Origin of the sequence: Halorubrum sp. CSM-61 (genome assembly GCF_003781945.1) — an archaeon.
In the GTDB taxonomy this organism is placed as follows: Archaea; Halobacteriota; Halobacteria; order Halobacteriales; family Haloferacaceae; genus Halorubrum.
On sequence record NZ_RJJW01000005.1, the window covers coordinates 68701 to 83350 of the forward strand.

Consider the following 14650-nt stretch of genomic DNA (forward strand, 5'->3'; position numbering starts at 1 on the left):
GGCTACTCCCCGTCCAGCGCCTGCCACGAGAGCCGCGGGTTCCGCGCGGCGGCGACCTGATCGATCCGGGCCGCAGTTGTGCGGTTCGGGGCCGCGTCGAGCGCCTCGTCGGAGTCGGCGTACGCGAGGTTAAAGGCCTCCGCGAGGTCGTCGAGCGACGACTGGCCCTCGATCTCGGTCGGCTCCGTTAGCATCGCCTCGGGCACCATCTCCGGCCACTTCGTCGTCGGCGGGTGGACGCCGAAGTCGAGCATGCGCTTGGCGACGTCGGCGGCGTCGCGGTCGCCCGCCGTCGCCGCGAACTCGTGGTGGAAGGGGCCGTACGGCACGTCGAGATCGATCCGCTCGGCGAGGTAGTTCGCGTTGAGCACCGCCTTCGCGGCCGCGTCGGCGAGCCCGTCGTCGCCGAGGCGAGCGATGTACGCGTACGTCTTGACGAGGACGAGCCAGTTGCCGCCGAACCCGTGGACCTTCCCGATCGTCTCCTCGGGCTCGAACGTCTCGTAGCCGTTCCCGCCCTCCCGCTCGCGGACCTGCGGGGCGGGGAGGAACTCGGCGAGCTCGTCGACGACGCCGACGGGACCGGCCCCCGGCCCCCCGCCGCCGTGCGGGGTCGCGAACGTCTTGTGGACGTTGTAGTGCATCACGTCGAACCCCATGTCGCCGGGGCGGCCCCGCCCGAGCAGGGCGTTGAGGTTCGCCCCGTCGTAGTAGAGCAGCCCGCCCGCGTCGTGGACGATGTCGGCGATCTCGGTGATGTCGCGCTCGAAGAGCCCGACCGTGTTCGGGTTCGTTAACATGAGCGCGGCGGTGTCGTCGCCGACGGCCGCCTCAAGCGCCTCCACGTCGACCCGCCCGTCCTCGCCGGAGGGGAGCTCGACCACGTCGTAGCCCGCCATCGCGGCGGTCGCGAAGTTCGTCCCGTGCGCGGAGGCGGGGATCACGACCTCGGACCGGTCGTTGCCGTGGTGCTCGTGGTACGCCTTCGCGACCGCGATACCGGTGAACTCGCCGGCGGCGCCCGCGGGCGGCTGGAGCGTGACCGCGTCCATCCCGCCGATCTCGCCGAGGAACTCCTGGAGCCGGTACCGGAGTTCGAGGTTCCCTTGGGAGGCTCGCGCCGAGCGGTCCGGGTGGATCGCCGCGTTCGGGTCGGCGGCCACGTCCTCCGTGAACTTCGGGTTGTACTTCATCGTGCAGCTCCCGAGCGGGTACGGCCCGGAGTCGATCGCCCAGTTCATCTGCGAGAGCCGGGTGTAGTGGCGGGCGATCTCCGGCTCCGAGGGCGCCGGCAGCGTGAGTTCGTCACGCGTCAGGTCGTCCGGCAGGGGCGACTCCTCGCGCACGTCGACCGTCGTCTCGTCCTTCTCCGAGAGCAGCGGCTCGTGGACGTCCTCTCCCTCGCGAGCGTAGTCGGCCTGGTCGTGGATCACTCAGATCACCTCCTCGAAGGCGGCGACGAGCCCGTCGGTCCGGCCCGCGTTCAGGTCGGTCACGCACACCTGCAGCAGGTGTTCGCCGATCGCGTGGACCGCGAACCCCTCGGCCTCCAGGTCCGCGGCGATGGCCGCGGCGGGCTGGTCGACGCGGACGGCGAACTCCCGGACGTGGTGCCGGTCGTGGACCGGCGCGATAGCTCCCTTCAGCTCGTCGATCCGGTCGGCGAGCGCGGCGGCCTCGCGGACGCAGTCGTTCGCGAGGTCGACGAGCCCGTCGGGGCCGAGCGCCGCCGCGTGGATCGCCGCGCGGAGCGCGACCCACGCCTGGTTCGTGCAGATGTTCGAGGTCGCGCGCTCCTTCCGGATGTGCTGTTCGCGCGTCTGGAGCGTGAGCGTGAACGCGCGGTCGCCCGCCGCGTCCTCGCCGGCGCCGACCAGCCGCCCCGGCACCTGTCGGAGGAAGTCGTCGCGGCAGGCGAAGAGGCCGAGCCCCATCCCGTCGGCGGTGGGGAGCCCGAGCGCGCCCGCCTCGCCGACGACGACGTCGGCGCCGACGCCCGCGGGTTCTTCGAGCACCGCCAGCGACACCGGGTCGGACCCCAGCGCGAACAGCGCGTCGGCGTCGGCCGCGAGGTCGCCGATTTCCGCGAGCCGCTCCTCGACGCAGCCGCGGACGGTGGGGTTCTCGGCGTACACCATGACGGTGTCGTCGCCGACGCGCTCGGCGAGGGCGTCGACGTCGACGTTGCCGTCGTCCATCGGGTACGACTCGACGCGCAGGTCGGCGCCCGCACAGTAGTTCGAAAGCACCTCCCCTTTCCCCTCGCGGAGGTGTCCGGGGACGAGGACGGTGTCGCCGGAGGTCGAGCGGACCCGATCCGCGAGGGTCGCCGCCTCGCCGAGCGCGGTCGCGGCGTCGTACATCGAGCAGTTCGCGACCGGGAGCCCCGTCAGCTCCACGAGCATCGACTGGTACTCGAACAGCGCCTGCAGGAACCCCTGTGAGATCTCGGGTTGGTACTGGGTGTAGCTCGTGAGGAACTCGGCGCGGTCCGCGAGGTGGTCGACGACGCTCGGCACGTAGTGGCCGTAGTGGCCCCGCCCGAGGAACTCGGTCAGGTCGTCGTTGCGCGCGAAGATCCGCGAGCACTCGGCGCGGATCTCCCGCTCCGAGCGCGGCTCGATCCCGAACTCGCCGTCGAAGGCGACGGCCTCGGGGATGTCGAACAGCGCCTCCTCGTCGTCGACGCCGATCGCCGAGAGCATCGCCGCCGTCTCGCTTTCGGTGTGGGGAGCGTACGGCGTGCCGCCGGTCCCGCTCATCTGATCGCTCCCGCGCGTCCGCCGTCGCTCTGTCGTCCGGTGCCGGGTCGTCCGTCGAAGGATGGGGTGGGATCGAAGGGTGGCGTTGTCATGGTCGTGTGTCCGCAGTCTGGTCGCGCGGTCGCTACCGGCGTGGTCACGCGATCTGGTCGTCGTACTCGTCGGGGTCGAGCAGCCCTTCGGCGTCGCCGCCCTCGACGGGGTCGACCTCGAGCATCCACCCGTCCCCGTAGGGGTCCTCGTTGACGAGCTCCGGGCGGTCGAACAGCTCCTCGTTGACGGCGACGACCTCGCCGGAGATCGGCGCATAGAGGTCAGAGACGGCCTTGATCGATTCGACGACGCCGAACGCCTCGCCGGCGGCGATCTCGTCGCCGGCCTCGGGAAGCTCGACGAACACCACGTCGCCCAGTTCGTCCTGCGCGAAGTCGGAGACGCCGATCCGAACGGTGTCGCCGCCGGTCGTCGCCCACTCGTGCGATTCCAGGTACCGCCTGTCGTCGGGTACTTCGAAGCTCATTGGTCAGGGTCGGCGCGGTCCGCCTCCGGGATCGGTCCCTCGACCCGTTAGATCCGAGATTCGGGGTCGAAACGCGGTCCGCGACACGTGTACGTCACCCTTCTGACGACGAGGAAATAAAAGGTGTGTTCGCGGCGGTCTTCCGACCGCCTCACGTCCACCGGTCGAGCCCGGTCTGGACCTGCGACTCCGCGATGCGCTCGAACCCGCGCTCCACCTCGTCGGGGGCGACGCCCCACTCGTCGACGACGTACTCGCGGGCGGCCTCGACGTCGGGGTCCACCGCGAGGTCCACGTCCACGTCCGTCGCCGGCGGATCCATGAACAGCTCGCGGATCGCCTCGGCGTTCGGAATCTCGGCGCCGCGCGCGTCGAGGACGCCCCACAGGTCGCCGTGCTCCCGGACCGCCTTCACCGCCGTCTTCGGGCCGACCCCGCGGACGCCCTCGTTGAAGTCGGTGCCGCAGAGCATCGCGGCGTCGACGAGCGCCTGTCGGTCGAAGCCGAGGTCGTCGAGCGTCGCCGCGAGATCCATCAGCTCCGGGTCGCCCTTGCTCGTGAGCTGGCGGAGGGTGGTCGGCGCGCCGAAAAGCAGCGTGTCGTAGTCCTCGCTGCCGGCGTGGTCGACCGTCCCCGTCGCGGCCATGTGCGCGCACTGCGCCTCGCCCTCGGCCGGCGCCTCGACGATCGGCACGTCGAGCAGGCGGAGCAGCTCCCGGGTCGTCTCGTGAATCGCGTCGGTGAGCCGCTGCGTTCGGGCCTCAAGCCGCGCGGCCTCGATCGCGTCCCCGCGGTCCGCGGCGGCCGTCCGGCGCTCCTCGGCCCGCTCGCGCTTCTCGCGGCGGTCGGCGACCTCGTCGGCCTTTAGGTCGGTCACCGCCCCGTCGAACACCATCACGGGGATCAGGTCGTGTTCGAAGAACTTCGGGAGCCCCTGCACGACGCCGATCAGGTTGGCGACCTCGACGCCGTCGGCGGTGGTGTACGCCTCGTCGCTCGTCCACTTCACCGTCGTCGTGAGGTACCGGTACAGCCAGTTGTGCGCGTCGACGGCGACGACGCTCCCCTCGATCTCCGCGAAGGTCACGTCGCGGATCGCCGCGAGATCGCGTAAGTCCGCGTTACCCATCACCGATCGTTCGTCGTCGCCACTCTTAAAGGATCGATTCACCCGCCTGCCGGCTTGTGGGGCGTTTATGTGTCTGAGCCGACTACGTTCGGTACCGAATGGTCTCGCCGTTCGATGTGCTGAACGTCGACGAGGACGCCGACGACGACGCCATCGAGCGGGCCTACCGCGACCGCGTGAAGGAGGCCCATCCCGACCAGGGTGGAACCGTCGAGGAGTTCCAGCTCGTCAGGCGCGCCTACCGCGAGATCGACGAGCGGAGCCGAAACGGAAACGGGACCGACGCGGCCGACGCCGCCGACGTCGACCTGACCGACGACGGGGGCGAGGCCGCCGAGGTGAAGCCGGTGCGCGTCGAGTTCCTCGACTACGACGCTCTCGCCGACTACGGCTGGTCGCTCGACGACGACGACCTGTTCCGGAAGGCGTCGCACGCCGACCTCGACGAATCGGCGCACGGCCGGCTGTTGGTCCATCCCGACGAGAGCCTCTTGGAAGCGGCCGAGAACCGCGGATTCGGCTGGCCGTTCTCCTGTCGCGGCGGGGCCTGCGCGAACTGCGCGGTGTACCTCGTCGAGGGCGAGCTCTCGCAGCCGGCGAACCACATCATGCCCGACGAGCTGGCGGAGCGCGGGTTCCGGCTCTCGTGTAACGGCTACCCGGTGAGCGACGAGCTGAAAATCGTGTTCAACGTCAAACGGCTCGCCGAGCTCGACGACCTGATTCTGCCGCCGGGACCGTTCACTCGGCGATAATTTCGGGGCGGACGGCCCCGCGGATTTTCGTAGAACTCCTCAGAACGCCTCGGCGACCGCCGCGACGACCGCGTCCTCGACCGCGTCGCGCTCGCCGGAGAGGAACTCGATCTTCCCTTCTCGGAGGCCGGCGGTGGCGACGTCGGCGTTCGGCGCCAGCTCGGCCGCGCGCTCGGCCACGGCGCGGACCGACACGTCCGCGGTCGTCCGAATGAACAGCTCGTCGGTGCCGATACCGACCGTCGCGTACGCCTCGCCGTCGGCGTTCCGGCGGTGGAGGTCGTCGAGCAGGAGCGGCGTCGGCGGGAAGTCGTAGCGGTGGGTGTAGCCGTCGGTGTCGAGCACGGCGAACTCGACGCCGTCGACCGCCTCGGTGACGACGTTCTCGGTCGCGGTCTGGACCTCCGTCTCCAGCTTCTCGCGGAACTGCTCGGAGACGTGGGCCGCGAGGTTGCCGCCGTCCTCGAAGAGGAGGTCGGCGACGAGCTCGCGCTTGTCCTGATACGACTGGTAGTACGCCTCCAGGGCGACCGCCTCGCGGAGCTCCGCGACGCGCTCGGCGTCGTAGCCGGCGTCGCGGGCGAGCTCGACGTAGCGGTCGGGGGTCTCCGCCCAGTAGCTCACCGCCGGCAGGTGCCGGAGGTCGTCGCGGACCTCGTCGTTGACCGCGGAGGCCATCGAGGCGACGAGCGCGCCCGTCGAGAGGTCGGCGTCGACGCCGTCGATCTCGGGCGAGACGAGCGTGTCGACCGCGTCGCGCGTCTCGGAGTCGGCGACCTCGGCGTCGACGACGACCGCGTCGACCCCGTAGACGGACAGCAGGTCGATGCCGTCGGCGGACTCGACCGTGGAGCCGGTGCCGACGAGCAGGAAGAGAGGGAGCTGCTCGTCGTGGCGGTCGCGGTCCTGCAGCATGCGGGTCGCGTCGTTGGTCGCCGCGTCCATCCCGTAGACGGGGTCGTCGAGCGGGCGACGGGTGAAGTAGTGGTACTCCGCGTCGCTCTTCGCGTGCTCCTCGCGGATCAGCGGGAGCACGGCGCGCTCGACCGCGGCGCCGGCGACGTAGCCGTCGGCGGTGGCCGGGTGACGCACGACGATCGGGCGCGACTCGAGGACCGCGCGGCGGATCGCCTCCGCGGCGTCGAGGAGCCCGTCGGCGAGCTCCGCGACCGTCTCGTCGCCCGCGAGCGGCTGGAGCCCCTCCGGGCGGGCCTCGGCGGTGAGCGCCTCGGCGAGCCGGCGGCGGACGGCCTCGGCCTCCTCGCCCTCCAGGAGGACGAGCGCCTCGGACTCGACCTGCACGTCGCCGCGGTGGCTCTCGACCTCGCCGTCGATCCGCACCGCGTCGCCGACCTCGACGTCCGGGTACGCGCGGACGCCCGGCTCGACGAACGCGGCCACGTCGACGACGCCCGTCTCGTCTCGGACCTCGAAGACCGTCGGGCCGCCGGTCTGTCGAACGCTGACGACCTCGCCGTCGATCCGCACCGCGTCGCCGACCGCGTCCGCGAGGGTGCCGATCCCGACGCGCTCTCGGTCGTCGTCGAGGTCGTCCTCGGTGGCCTCGTCAGTTTCAGCGGCCTCGTCAGTTTCAGCGGCCTCGTCGGCGTCGGTCGTTTCGACGACTTCGTCCTCCTCGTCGGCCGACTCCGCTTCGCTCTCGTCGGTCTCGTCGCCCTCGCCCGGCTCGTCGGCGTCGTGAGTCTCGGAGGGTTCGTCGTCGCCCTCGGCCGCGATGTCGTCGTCGTTCGCGTCGGATTCGTCCGCCTCCGCGTCGTCTTCCTCGCCGTCCTCCTCGGGGAGGAACTCGTCGTCGCCGTCCTGCACGAGCACGCCGCGGAACTCGCGGTCGGCCTGCCGGATCGACCACGCGAGGTCGACGTTCCCGTTGTCACGGACGCCCTTCACCTGCACGAACACCTCGTCGCCCGGCTCCCAGTGGAGGCTGTCGAGCCGTCGGTCGAGCTCCGACCGGTGGAGGAGACCGGTCACGCCCGGCGCGAGGTCGACGAACACGCCGAACTCGGCGTAGCCGTCGACGACGCCGCGGTAGAATCGGCTCGGAACGAGCTCGTCCGGAGAGTCGCCTCGGAAGTCGAACACGACGTCCTCTTGGTGCGGATCGCAGATGCGACCGCCTCCGTCGACGTCGACGCCACAAATGATACAGGATCCCATTTGAGTACACCGAGAGTCTCGGGCTTAAAACGGTTGTCGAAAGCCTCGCGGGAGCGAACGGCCGAATACGGGGGTCCGACGGTCGCCCGCCGGATGTCATCCGATCAGCGACCGGGCCGCGGCGACGACGCGGTAGCCGACGCCGTACCCGAGGAGAGCGGGGGGAACCCCCGCGACGAGCGTGCGGAGCGGGGTGGTCCCGTGAACGGTACGGAAGCCGATCAGCAGTAGCGCTGCCGCATACGCGCCGCAGACGACCCGCAGAACCGGGATCGGCGGACCGGCCAGCGCCATCGGCGAGCTGGCGTACGCGACCACCTGCACCGTCTCGCTGACCCCGCCCCGGTCGCGCAGCGTGAGCCCGCCGTCGTACTCGACGCTGGCGAGGATCACCGACAGCGTCGCGACCGCCGCGGTCAGGTGGAGCCCCACCGGCGCGGCCAACACGACCACGAGGAGGAACAGGATCGCCGCCGAGACGAGCGGTGACGCGACGATCCCGGGGACGGCGCCCGGGTCCGAGACGATCCAGCCGAGCGCGTAGGCGGCGGCGACCGCGACGGCGAACGTCAGCGCCGGGGCCTGATCGCCGGGCGCCACGCCGTTGGCGAAGAGGCGACGCGGCCGGATCAGCGCTTCGACCCACGCCCGAGCGATCGCGCGCGGTCCGCGGGCCCGACCGCCCTCCCGCTCCTCGATCCACGATGTCACGGTCGCCCTTCGGACGGGTGGAATAACGGGGTTCCGGTTCCGGTCTGCGCCGCGGGACGGGACGACCCGCGTCCGGATCGCCTCCGCGTTATCTCGTCTGATAGCCGGCGCGAAAAGCCTTATACCGCCCCTCGCGGAGCAGCACGCGAATGAGTGCGTTCCGGAGCGACGAACGGGGGTTCACCCCGATAGCCGGCTCGGGGATGCTCGTCGGCATCGTCGTGGTTCTCCTGGCGCTCGTCGGCGCCGCGGTCTTCGGCCTGATCGACGGCGTCGCGCCTCCGGACGCGGAGTTCCAAGTCGAGAAAGACGGGGCCGACCTCGTCGTCGTCGCGATCGGCCCCGAACCGGTCCCGGCCGAGGAGCTGTACGTCCGCGGCGAGGACCCCGACGAGGAGGTTCAGTTCGGCGCGTGGCCGGGCGGGGGGGTCGTGCGGCCGGGCGACCGGGTGACCGTGCCCAACGCGACCGGGAACGAGGACGTCGAGATCGTCTGGGAGCCGGTCGCCTTCGACACCTACGAGACGCTCGGCACCTACGAAGGGGAGGACTCGGCGATCGAGGGCAGCGCCGGGCGGGACCCGCTCGGCGCGACCGGAGCCTGATTCGGACCGGTCGGCGTCTGAGGTCGTCTCGGAGTCACTCGGCCGCCGCTACTCTACCGCCGCCGTTACTCCACTGACACCCACTCGCCGCGGTCGTCGGCGCGGACGACCGCGTCGAGGAGCTTCTGAACCGCGTACCCCTGTTCGAACGACGGCTCGAACTCGCCGCCCTCGGCGACCGCGGAGAGGAACTCGTAGTTCTCGTGGACGAACGTGTGCTCCCACCCGATCACGTGGCCCGGCGGCCACCAGTGGTCGACGTACGGGTCGGTCTCGTCGGTGATCAGCACGGTCTGGTACCCGCGGTCGCCCTCGCGGAGCACCTCCAGCTCGTTGAGCCGCTCGAGGGAGAACTTCAGGCTCCCCTTCGAGCCGTGTACCTCGATCGCGTGGTCGTTCTTGTGGCCCTCCGCGAACCGGCTCGCCTCGAAGTTCCCGATCGCGCCCGACTCGTAGGCGACCTGCGCGGTGTAGGCGTCGTCGACGGTCACGTCGCGGTACTCCTCGACGCTCCCGTCGTCGTCGTAGACGGGTCGCTCGTCGACGAACGTCTGCAGGTGGCCGGAGACGCGGTCGACCCCGCCGACCGCGTCGCCCACGAGGAAGTCCGCGAGGTCGAGCGTGTGCGCGCCGAGGTCGCCGAGCGCGCCCGATCCCGCCATGTCGCCGTCGAGCCGCCACGCCCACGGCGCCTCGGGGTCGACGAGCCAGTCCTGTAGGTACCGCCCGCGCACCTGCCGGATCTCGCCGAGCTCGCCGTCCTCGATCAGCCCCTTCGCGTACCGGATCGCGGGGACGAACCGGTAGTTGAACGCGGTGGCCGTCGGCACGTCGGCGTCGGCCGCGGCGTCGCGCATCGCCTCGGCCTCGTCGAGGGTCGGCGCGAGCGGCTTCTCACAGAGGACCGGGACGCCCGCGTCGAGGGCCGCGATCGACGGCTCCGCGTGGACGTGATTCGGCCCGAGGTTGTAGAAGACGTCCACCTCGTCGAGCGCGTCCTCCCAGTCGGTCGCGGTGTGGGAGAAGCCGAACCGCTCCGCGGCGTCCGCGAGCGCCGCCTCGTCGCGCCCGACGAGGGTGTGTCGCTCGATGTCGGGCGCGTCCGGGAAGAACATCGGGAGCCGCGCCAGCGCGTTCGAGTGCGCCTTGCCCATGAACCGATACCCAAGCACGCCGATGTTGAGCGTCATGGCTCCGTGTACTCTACAACGGGTATTGAGTGTGGGTGGTTTTCTGAGTCCGGATCGGTGCGGTTTTGAGCCGACGCCGCGACCCCCGTTCGTGAGCGGCATACGCGTCGTCACCCTGGGTGCGATCCGACGAGGCGAAGAGCTGTTGGTCCAAGAGATCGACCCCGACGAGACGGAGGGGCGGAACTACCGGCTCCTCGGCGGGGGCGTGGAGTTCGGCGAGCACAGCCGCGAGGCGCTACACCGCGAGTTCGACGAGGAGCTCGGGGTGACCCTCGACGGCGTCTCGCCGGTGGGGACCTACGAGCGGGTCTTCGACCACGACGACGACCGTCACCACGAGGTCTGGCGCGTCTACGAGGCGGCCATCGTCGAAGAGTGGCCGTACGACCGAGCGGAGTTCTCGTTCGTCGAGCCCGACCTCGGCGTCGAGCTACGCGCGACGTGGAAACGCCCCCGAGACCTCCGATCGGGACCGGACCGCTTCTACGGCGAGACGCTCCTCGACGAGCTCGCGTCCGAGCCTCACTCGGCCCAGTAGGCGTCGCCCGGCCGCGTCTCGAAGACGGCGCGGTCGAGCACGTCGACCGCCTTCTCTAACCCTTCGCGGCTCGACGTGAGCGAGTCCTCGTGCTCGATCGAGAGCGCGCCCTCGTAGCCGACCATTCGGAGCGTCGAGACCACGTCCTTCCAGTGGCCCTCGTCGTGACCGTAGCCGATCGAACGGAACAGCCACGAGCGGTCGGGCTCCTCGGTGTAGCCGGTCGTGTCGAGGACGCCTTTCACGCGTGCGTTCGCGTCGTACACTTTGGTGTCCTTCGCGTGGAAGTGATGGATCGCGCCGTGGTCGCCCAAAAAGCGGATGGCCTCGGTGACGTCGATCCCCTGCCAGTAGAGGTGCGAGGGGTCGAAGTTGGCGCCGATCCGCTCGTTCGTCGCCTCCCGCAGCGCGAGCATCCCGGTCGGCTCGTACACCAGCATGTTCGGGTGCATCTCGATGGCGACGTCGACGCCGTGGTACTCGGCGTGTTCCGCCAGGTCCTCCCAGTAGGGAATGGCGACCTCGTCCCACTGGTAGTCGAGCGCGTCGGCGTGCTCGGTCGGCCACGGCGCCGTGACCCAGTTCGGCGTGGAGTCGCCCGGCGCGCCGCCGGGGAGCCCGGAGAAGCAGGTGACCGTGCCGACGTCCAGCTGGTCCGCCAGCTCGATCGCCTCGCGGAGCTCCCGGTCGGCCTCCGCGGCCCGCTCGTCGTCGGGATGGAGCGGGTTGTTGTGGGTCGCGAGCGCGGAGATCCGGAGCCCGTGTTCGTCGAGCACCTCTCGGAGCTCCGCCTGCGCCGCGTCGTCGTCGAGGACCGCCTCGCGGTCGACGTGGTCCTCGCCGGGCCACCCGCCGACGCCGAGCTCGACGGCGTCGACGCCGATCTCGTCGAGGTACGCGGCCGCGTCGTCGATCGATTCGCCGCCCAAGGGAACGGTTAGCACACCGATGTCCATGCGAAGAGATAGTACAACACCCCGAATAAATCTTCAGGAAGCGTCACTCGGACCGAGAGGGAGTCGGATCGCAGGCGAGCCGGAACCGCGGAACCCCGCGACGGCCGGACGCCGGCTCGTCGCCCCGTCTCGGCCGTCGAGCGAGACTGTGAACCACATGAGGTTTTAACGGGTGGAGCGCGTATGACGGGTATGGGAATCCTCTCGCGCGCCTCCTACGTCATCCGCTCGAAGCTGAACGCCCTCCTGAATCGGACGGAGGACCCGTCGGAGACGCTCGACTACTCGTACGAACAGATGCGCGACGAGCTCCAGGACGTGAAACAGGGGATCGCCGACCTCACGACCCAGAAGAAGCGACTGGAGATTCAAAAGCGCAAGCTGGAGGAGAACGTCGAGAAGCACAACCGACAGGCTCGCGAGGCGGTCCAGCAGGACCGCGACGACCTCGCGCGGAAGGCCCTCGAGAAGAAGAAGTCGAAGATGAGCCAGATCGAGGAGCTGGAGGGACAGATCGCGGATCTGAACGACACGCAAGACCAGCTCGTCGAGAAGAAGAACAAGCTCCAGAACCGCATCGAGGAGTTCCGCACGAAGAAGGAGACGATGAAGGCCCGCTATCAGGCCGCGGAGGCGTCCTCGCGCGTCTCGGAGGCGATGACGGGCGTCGGCGACGAGATGGAGGACGTGAGCCGTTCGATCGAGCGCGCCGAGGAGCGCACCGAGGAGATGGAGGCGCGGTCGGAGGCGATGAACGAGCTCGAGGAGTCGGGGGCCTTCGAGGACGCGCTCTCCGACAAAGACGAGATCGACCGCGAGCTGGAGGGGCTCTCGTCGAACCGGGAGGTCGACGCCGAGCTGGAGACGCTGAAAGGCGAGCTCGGAAAGGGCGAGCCCGCGAGCGACGACGGCGAGGCGAGCACCGACGAGGAGATCGACGACGAGCTTGCCGACATCGAGTCAGAGATCGACTCGGACGACCTCGAGGCCGATCTTGACGGAAACACCGACACAGACGAGGAAGTCGACGTGGAGCTAGAGGAGTCCGAGGCCGACGCCGACGAACAACGGAACTGACGGCGGCGCGCGAGGCGCGGTCGGTCCCCGCTTTCGTTTCGTTTTCGCTTCGGTTCCCGCTCCCGCCGCTTACTCCGACCGCAGCCGCGCCCCGGTCCCCGCGCGGTCGAGGTCGCCGAGCCGGATCTCGCCGCCGGAGAGGTCAACGCCGTCGTACGGGTCCTCGGCGAGCAAAAGCGAGCCGTCGAGGTCGGCGTAGTCGAGCAGGGGCGCGAGCTGGGCCGCCGCCGCGATCGACGCGTTCGACTCGATCATGCAGCCGCACATCACCTCGAGGCCGTGGGCACGCGCGGCGGCGATCAGCCGCCTCGCCTCCAGCAGCCCGCCGGTCTTCATCAGCTTCAGGTTCGCGATGTCGCAGCGGTCCGCGATCTCCGGCACGTCTGAGAGCGTCACGCAGGACTCGTCGGCGGCGATCGGGAGCGCGGAGCGCTCGTAGACGAACCGGAGCCCCTCCGGGTCCTCGGCGGGGACCGGCTGCTCGACGAACTCGATGTCGCGGTCGGCGAGCCACTCGCACTTCCGGACCGCCTCCTTCGGCGTCCACGCCTCGTTGGCGTCGACGCGGAGCCGGGCGTCGGGCGCGGCCTCGCGGACCGCGTCGATCAGCTCGCGGTCCCGGTCGGTGCCGAGCTTGATCTTGAGGACGGGGTAGCCGGCCTCGACCGCGGCCTCGGCCTTCTCCCGGACGCGCTCCGTCTCGTCGAGCCCGATCGTGTACGAGGTCGCCGGCGCGGCCGACGGGTCGAGCCCCCAGAGGCGGTGGAGGGGGACGCCGAGCCGCTTCGCGGCGAGGTCGTGGACCGCGATCGAGACGGCGGCGCGGGCCGCGGGGTTGTCGTTGACGACGGTCGCCAGTTCGGTCTCGATCTCGTGGAGGGCGTGCGGGTCGCCGACGCGCTCGACCGCGGCGAGCAGGTCCGGGAGCACGGCCTCGACGGTGTCCGCGGTCTCGCCGTAGTGGGCCGAGGGCGCCGCGCCGCCGACGCCGGTCATCCCGGCCTCGTCCGTGATCTGCACGATCACGTTCTCGGCGTCGGTCTGGGTGCCCCGAGAGATAGTGAACGGGTCCTCCAGGGGGAGCGAGACCCGCTCGAAGGTCGCGTCGAGGCTCATCGCTCGGCGGCCCCGCCGTCGGTCGTCGCGGCCCCCTCGCCGAGCCCCGCGTCGACGATCCCGTCCACGATCCGATCGGCCCCGTCGCGGACCGGGTCGGCGGCCGGGGTACCGATCTCGTCACCGAAGTCGTCGACCATGTCGGCGGCGGCCGCGTCCTCGTCGACGTCTTTCGTGTTGAGCGCGCCGGCGACGACGCTCGCCTCGTTGACGGGCGCCGCGAGCCCCTCGTAGAGGTCGACGTAGTCGGCGAGCGGCGGGAGCGAGAACGACTCGTAGCCGTGGACCGCCTCGCGGCCCGTGGCGTGACAGAGCACGAGCCCGTCGGCCATCGACCCGTGGAGGATGCCGCAGGTGACCGCCGAGTAGGCGGGGTGGACGATGCTCCCCTGCCCCTCGACGACGAGGAGGTCGTGGTCGCCGCCGACCTCGACGAGCATCTCCTCGACCGCGCCCGCCGTGAAGTCGGAGACGACGCGGTCGATCGGGTTCCCCCACCCGGCGATCATGATCCCGGTCTGGCCGGTCGGGACGAACGCGGCGTCGATCCCGCGCTCGCGGGCGGCCGCGACGATCTCCAGCGAGGCGGTCATCTTCCCGACCGAGCAGTCGGTGCCGACCGTACACACCACGTCGGCGTCGATATCGCCGGAGCCCCCGGTGGCGACGGTGAGGTCGTCGTCGGGCTCGCGCACGTCGACGAGGTCGACGCCGTGCTCGGCGGCCAGCGCGGCGATCTCCTCGTCCTCGTTTAAGAAGTAGTGGAGGCCGCTCACCACGTCGCAGCCGGCCTCGATCGCGGCCTCCACGTCGGAGCGCCACGACTCGTCGAAGCCGCCGCCGATCGGCGCGATCCCGATATATAAGGCGTCCAGGTCGCCGTCGGCGGCCGCGTACGCGTCCTCGAACGACTCCACGATCGGCGCGTCCCGGATGTCGGGGACGTGGTCGTTGACGCGGTCGCCGGCGCGGTCGCGGTCGAGCACGGCGCGCACGTCCTGGTCGCCGTACCGCATCACTCCGAGGGCGGTCTTCGCGCGGTCCGGGAACTTCTCGTGGGCGAGGATGACGATCCGGTCGTCGCTCATGTTCGGGCGGTCGATCCGATCG

The 14650-nt window shown here is 70.5% G+C and carries 14 protein-coding genes; 4 read left to right on the forward strand and 10 right to left on the reverse strand.

The features are described from left to right. Positions 1–2: 2 nt before the first annotated feature. The 4 genes from gcvPB to fen form a co-directional block, all read right to left on the reverse strand. The gene (gcvPB, locus tag EDM04_RS10015; protein ID WP_123621666.1) at positions 3–1433 is read right to left on the reverse strand and encodes an aminomethyl-transferring glycine dehydrogenase subunit GcvPB; all 1431 of its coding nucleotides are present in this window, start codon (positions 1431–1433) and stop codon (positions 3–5) included. Beyond that, positions 1434–2762: an aminomethyl-transferring glycine dehydrogenase subunit GcvPA gene (gene gcvPA, locus EDM04_RS10020; protein ID WP_123621668.1), complete on the reverse strand. Its 1329-nt coding sequence runs from the start codon at positions 2760–2762 to the stop codon at positions 1434–1436. Positions 2763–2898: 136 nt separating this feature from the next. Further along, positions 2899–3282 carry a glycine cleavage system protein GcvH gene (gcvH, locus tag EDM04_RS10025; RefSeq protein ID WP_123621670.1) on the reverse strand — a complete coding sequence of 128 codons (384 nt, stop codon included), beginning with the start codon at positions 3280–3282 and terminating at the stop codon, positions 2899–2901. A 151-nt stretch (positions 3283–3433) separates the two neighbouring features. Beyond that, positions 3434–4411, reverse strand: a complete 978-nt coding sequence (gene fen, locus EDM04_RS10030; RefSeq protein ID WP_123621672.1) for a flap endonuclease-1 — start codon at positions 4409–4411, stop codon at positions 3434–3436. A gap of 98 nt (positions 4412–4509) precedes the next feature. On the opposite strand from fen, the gene fer reads away from it, so the two are divergent. Beyond that, on the forward strand, positions 4510–5166 hold the full coding sequence (gene fer, locus EDM04_RS10035) for a ferredoxin Fer (RefSeq protein WP_123621674.1): 657 nt from the start codon (positions 4510–4512) through the stop codon (positions 5164–5166). A gap of 39 nt (positions 5167–5205) precedes the next feature. Here fer and EDM04_RS10040 read toward each other — a convergent pair whose 3' ends face one another. Both EDM04_RS10040 and EDM04_RS10045 read right to left on the reverse strand, forming a co-directional pair. After that, positions 5206–7344, reverse strand: a complete 2139-nt coding sequence (locus EDM04_RS10040; protein ID WP_123621676.1) for a DHH family phosphoesterase — start codon at positions 7342–7344, stop codon at positions 5206–5208. 96 nt (positions 7345–7440) lie between these two features. Next, positions 7441–8055 (reverse strand): YIP1 family protein, encoded by a 615-nt coding sequence (locus EDM04_RS10045; RefSeq protein WP_123621678.1) that lies wholly within the window; start codon positions 8053–8055, stop codon positions 7441–7443. A gap of 149 nt (positions 8056–8204) precedes the next feature. Here EDM04_RS10045 and EDM04_RS10050 point away from each other — a divergent pair, with 149 nt between their 5' ends. Next, positions 8205–8660: a type IV pilin gene (locus EDM04_RS10050; protein ID WP_123621680.1), complete on the forward strand. Its 456-nt coding sequence runs from the start codon at positions 8205–8207 to the stop codon at positions 8658–8660. 65 nt (positions 8661–8725) lie between these two features. On the opposite strand, the gene EDM04_RS10055 is transcribed toward EDM04_RS10050, so the two are convergent. Continuing rightward, positions 8726–9850, reverse strand: a complete 1125-nt coding sequence (locus EDM04_RS10055; protein WP_123621681.1) for a Gfo/Idh/MocA family protein — start codon at positions 9848–9850, stop codon at positions 8726–8728. A gap of 91 nt (positions 9851–9941) precedes the next feature. Between EDM04_RS10055 and EDM04_RS10060 the strand changes: the two genes are divergently transcribed. Continuing rightward, the gene (locus tag EDM04_RS10060; RefSeq protein ID WP_241154888.1) at positions 9942–10391 is read left to right on the forward strand and encodes an NUDIX domain-containing protein; all 450 of its coding nucleotides are present in this window, start codon (positions 9942–9944) and stop codon (positions 10389–10391) included. On the opposite strand, the gene EDM04_RS10065 is transcribed toward EDM04_RS10060, so the two are convergent. Then, complete coding sequence (locus EDM04_RS10065) at positions 10376–11347, reverse strand: sugar phosphate isomerase/epimerase (protein WP_123621686.1); 972 nt, start codon at positions 11345–11347, stop codon at positions 10376–10378. The two genes, EDM04_RS10060 and EDM04_RS10065, sit on opposite strands and share 16 nt — an antisense overlap. Before the next feature lie 192 nt (positions 11348–11539). Here EDM04_RS10065 and EDM04_RS10070 point away from each other — a divergent pair, with 192 nt between their 5' ends. Further along, positions 11540–12424 (forward strand): PspA/IM30 family protein, encoded by an 885-nt coding sequence (locus EDM04_RS10070; RefSeq protein ID WP_123621688.1) that lies wholly within the window; start codon positions 11540–11542, stop codon positions 12422–12424. Between the two features lie 69 nt (positions 12425–12493). Here EDM04_RS10070 and EDM04_RS10075 read toward each other — a convergent pair whose 3' ends face one another. Both EDM04_RS10075 and EDM04_RS10080 read right to left on the reverse strand, forming a co-directional pair. Continuing rightward, a complete protein-coding gene (locus EDM04_RS10075) occupies positions 12494–13540 on the reverse strand; it encodes a dipeptide epimerase (RefSeq protein ID WP_123621689.1) in 1047 nt (348 codons plus the stop codon). Further along, positions 13537–14628 carry a DUF1611 domain-containing protein gene (locus tag EDM04_RS10080; RefSeq protein WP_123621691.1) on the reverse strand — a complete coding sequence of 364 codons (1092 nt, stop codon included), beginning with the start codon at positions 14626–14628 and terminating at the stop codon, positions 13537–13539. Before EDM04_RS10080 ends, EDM04_RS10075 begins: the two co-directional genes overlap by 4 nt. Between the last annotated feature and the right edge of the window lie 22 nt (positions 14629–14650).

Excerpts from the sequence above, each read along its gene's own strand:
- gcvPA (WP_123621668.1), bottom strand. The coding sequence starts at position 2,762 with ATGAGCGGGACCGGCGGCACGCCGTACGCTCCCCACACCGAAAGCGAG.
- fer (WP_123621674.1), top strand. The coding sequence starts at position 4,510 with ATGGTCTCGCCGTTCGATGTGCTGAACGTCGACGAGGACGCCGACGAC.
- gcvH (WP_123621670.1), bottom strand. The coding sequence starts at position 3,282 with ATGAGCTTCGAAGTACCCGACGACAGGCGGTACCTGGAATCGCACGAG.
- EDM04_RS10070 (WP_123621688.1), top strand. The coding sequence starts at position 11,540 with ATGGGAATCCTCTCGCGCGCCTCCTACGTCATCCGCTCGAAGCTGAAC.
- EDM04_RS10055 (WP_123621681.1), bottom strand. The coding sequence starts at position 9,850 with ATGACGCTCAACATCGGCGTGCTTGGGTATCGGTTCATGGGCAAGGCG.
- EDM04_RS10040 (WP_123621676.1), bottom strand. The coding sequence starts at position 7,344 with ATGGGATCCTGTATCATTTGTGGCGTCGACGTCGACGGAGGCGGTCGC.
- fen (WP_123621672.1), bottom strand. The coding sequence starts at position 4,411 with ATGGGTAACGCGGACTTACGCGATCTCGCGGCGATCCGCGACGTGACC.
- EDM04_RS10050 (WP_123621680.1), top strand. The coding sequence starts at position 8,205 with ATGAGTGCGTTCCGGAGCGACGAACGGGGGTTCACCCCGATAGCCGGC.
- EDM04_RS10080 (WP_123621691.1), bottom strand. The coding sequence starts at position 14,628 with ATGAGCGACGACCGGATCGTCATCCTCGCCCACGAGAAGTTCCCGGAC.
- EDM04_RS10075 (WP_123621689.1), bottom strand. The coding sequence starts at position 13,540 with ATGAGCCTCGACGCGACCTTCGAGCGGGTCTCGCTCCCCCTGGAGGAC.
- EDM04_RS10065 (WP_123621686.1), bottom strand. The coding sequence starts at position 11,347 with ATGGACATCGGTGTGCTAACCGTTCCCTTGGGCGGCGAATCGATCGAC.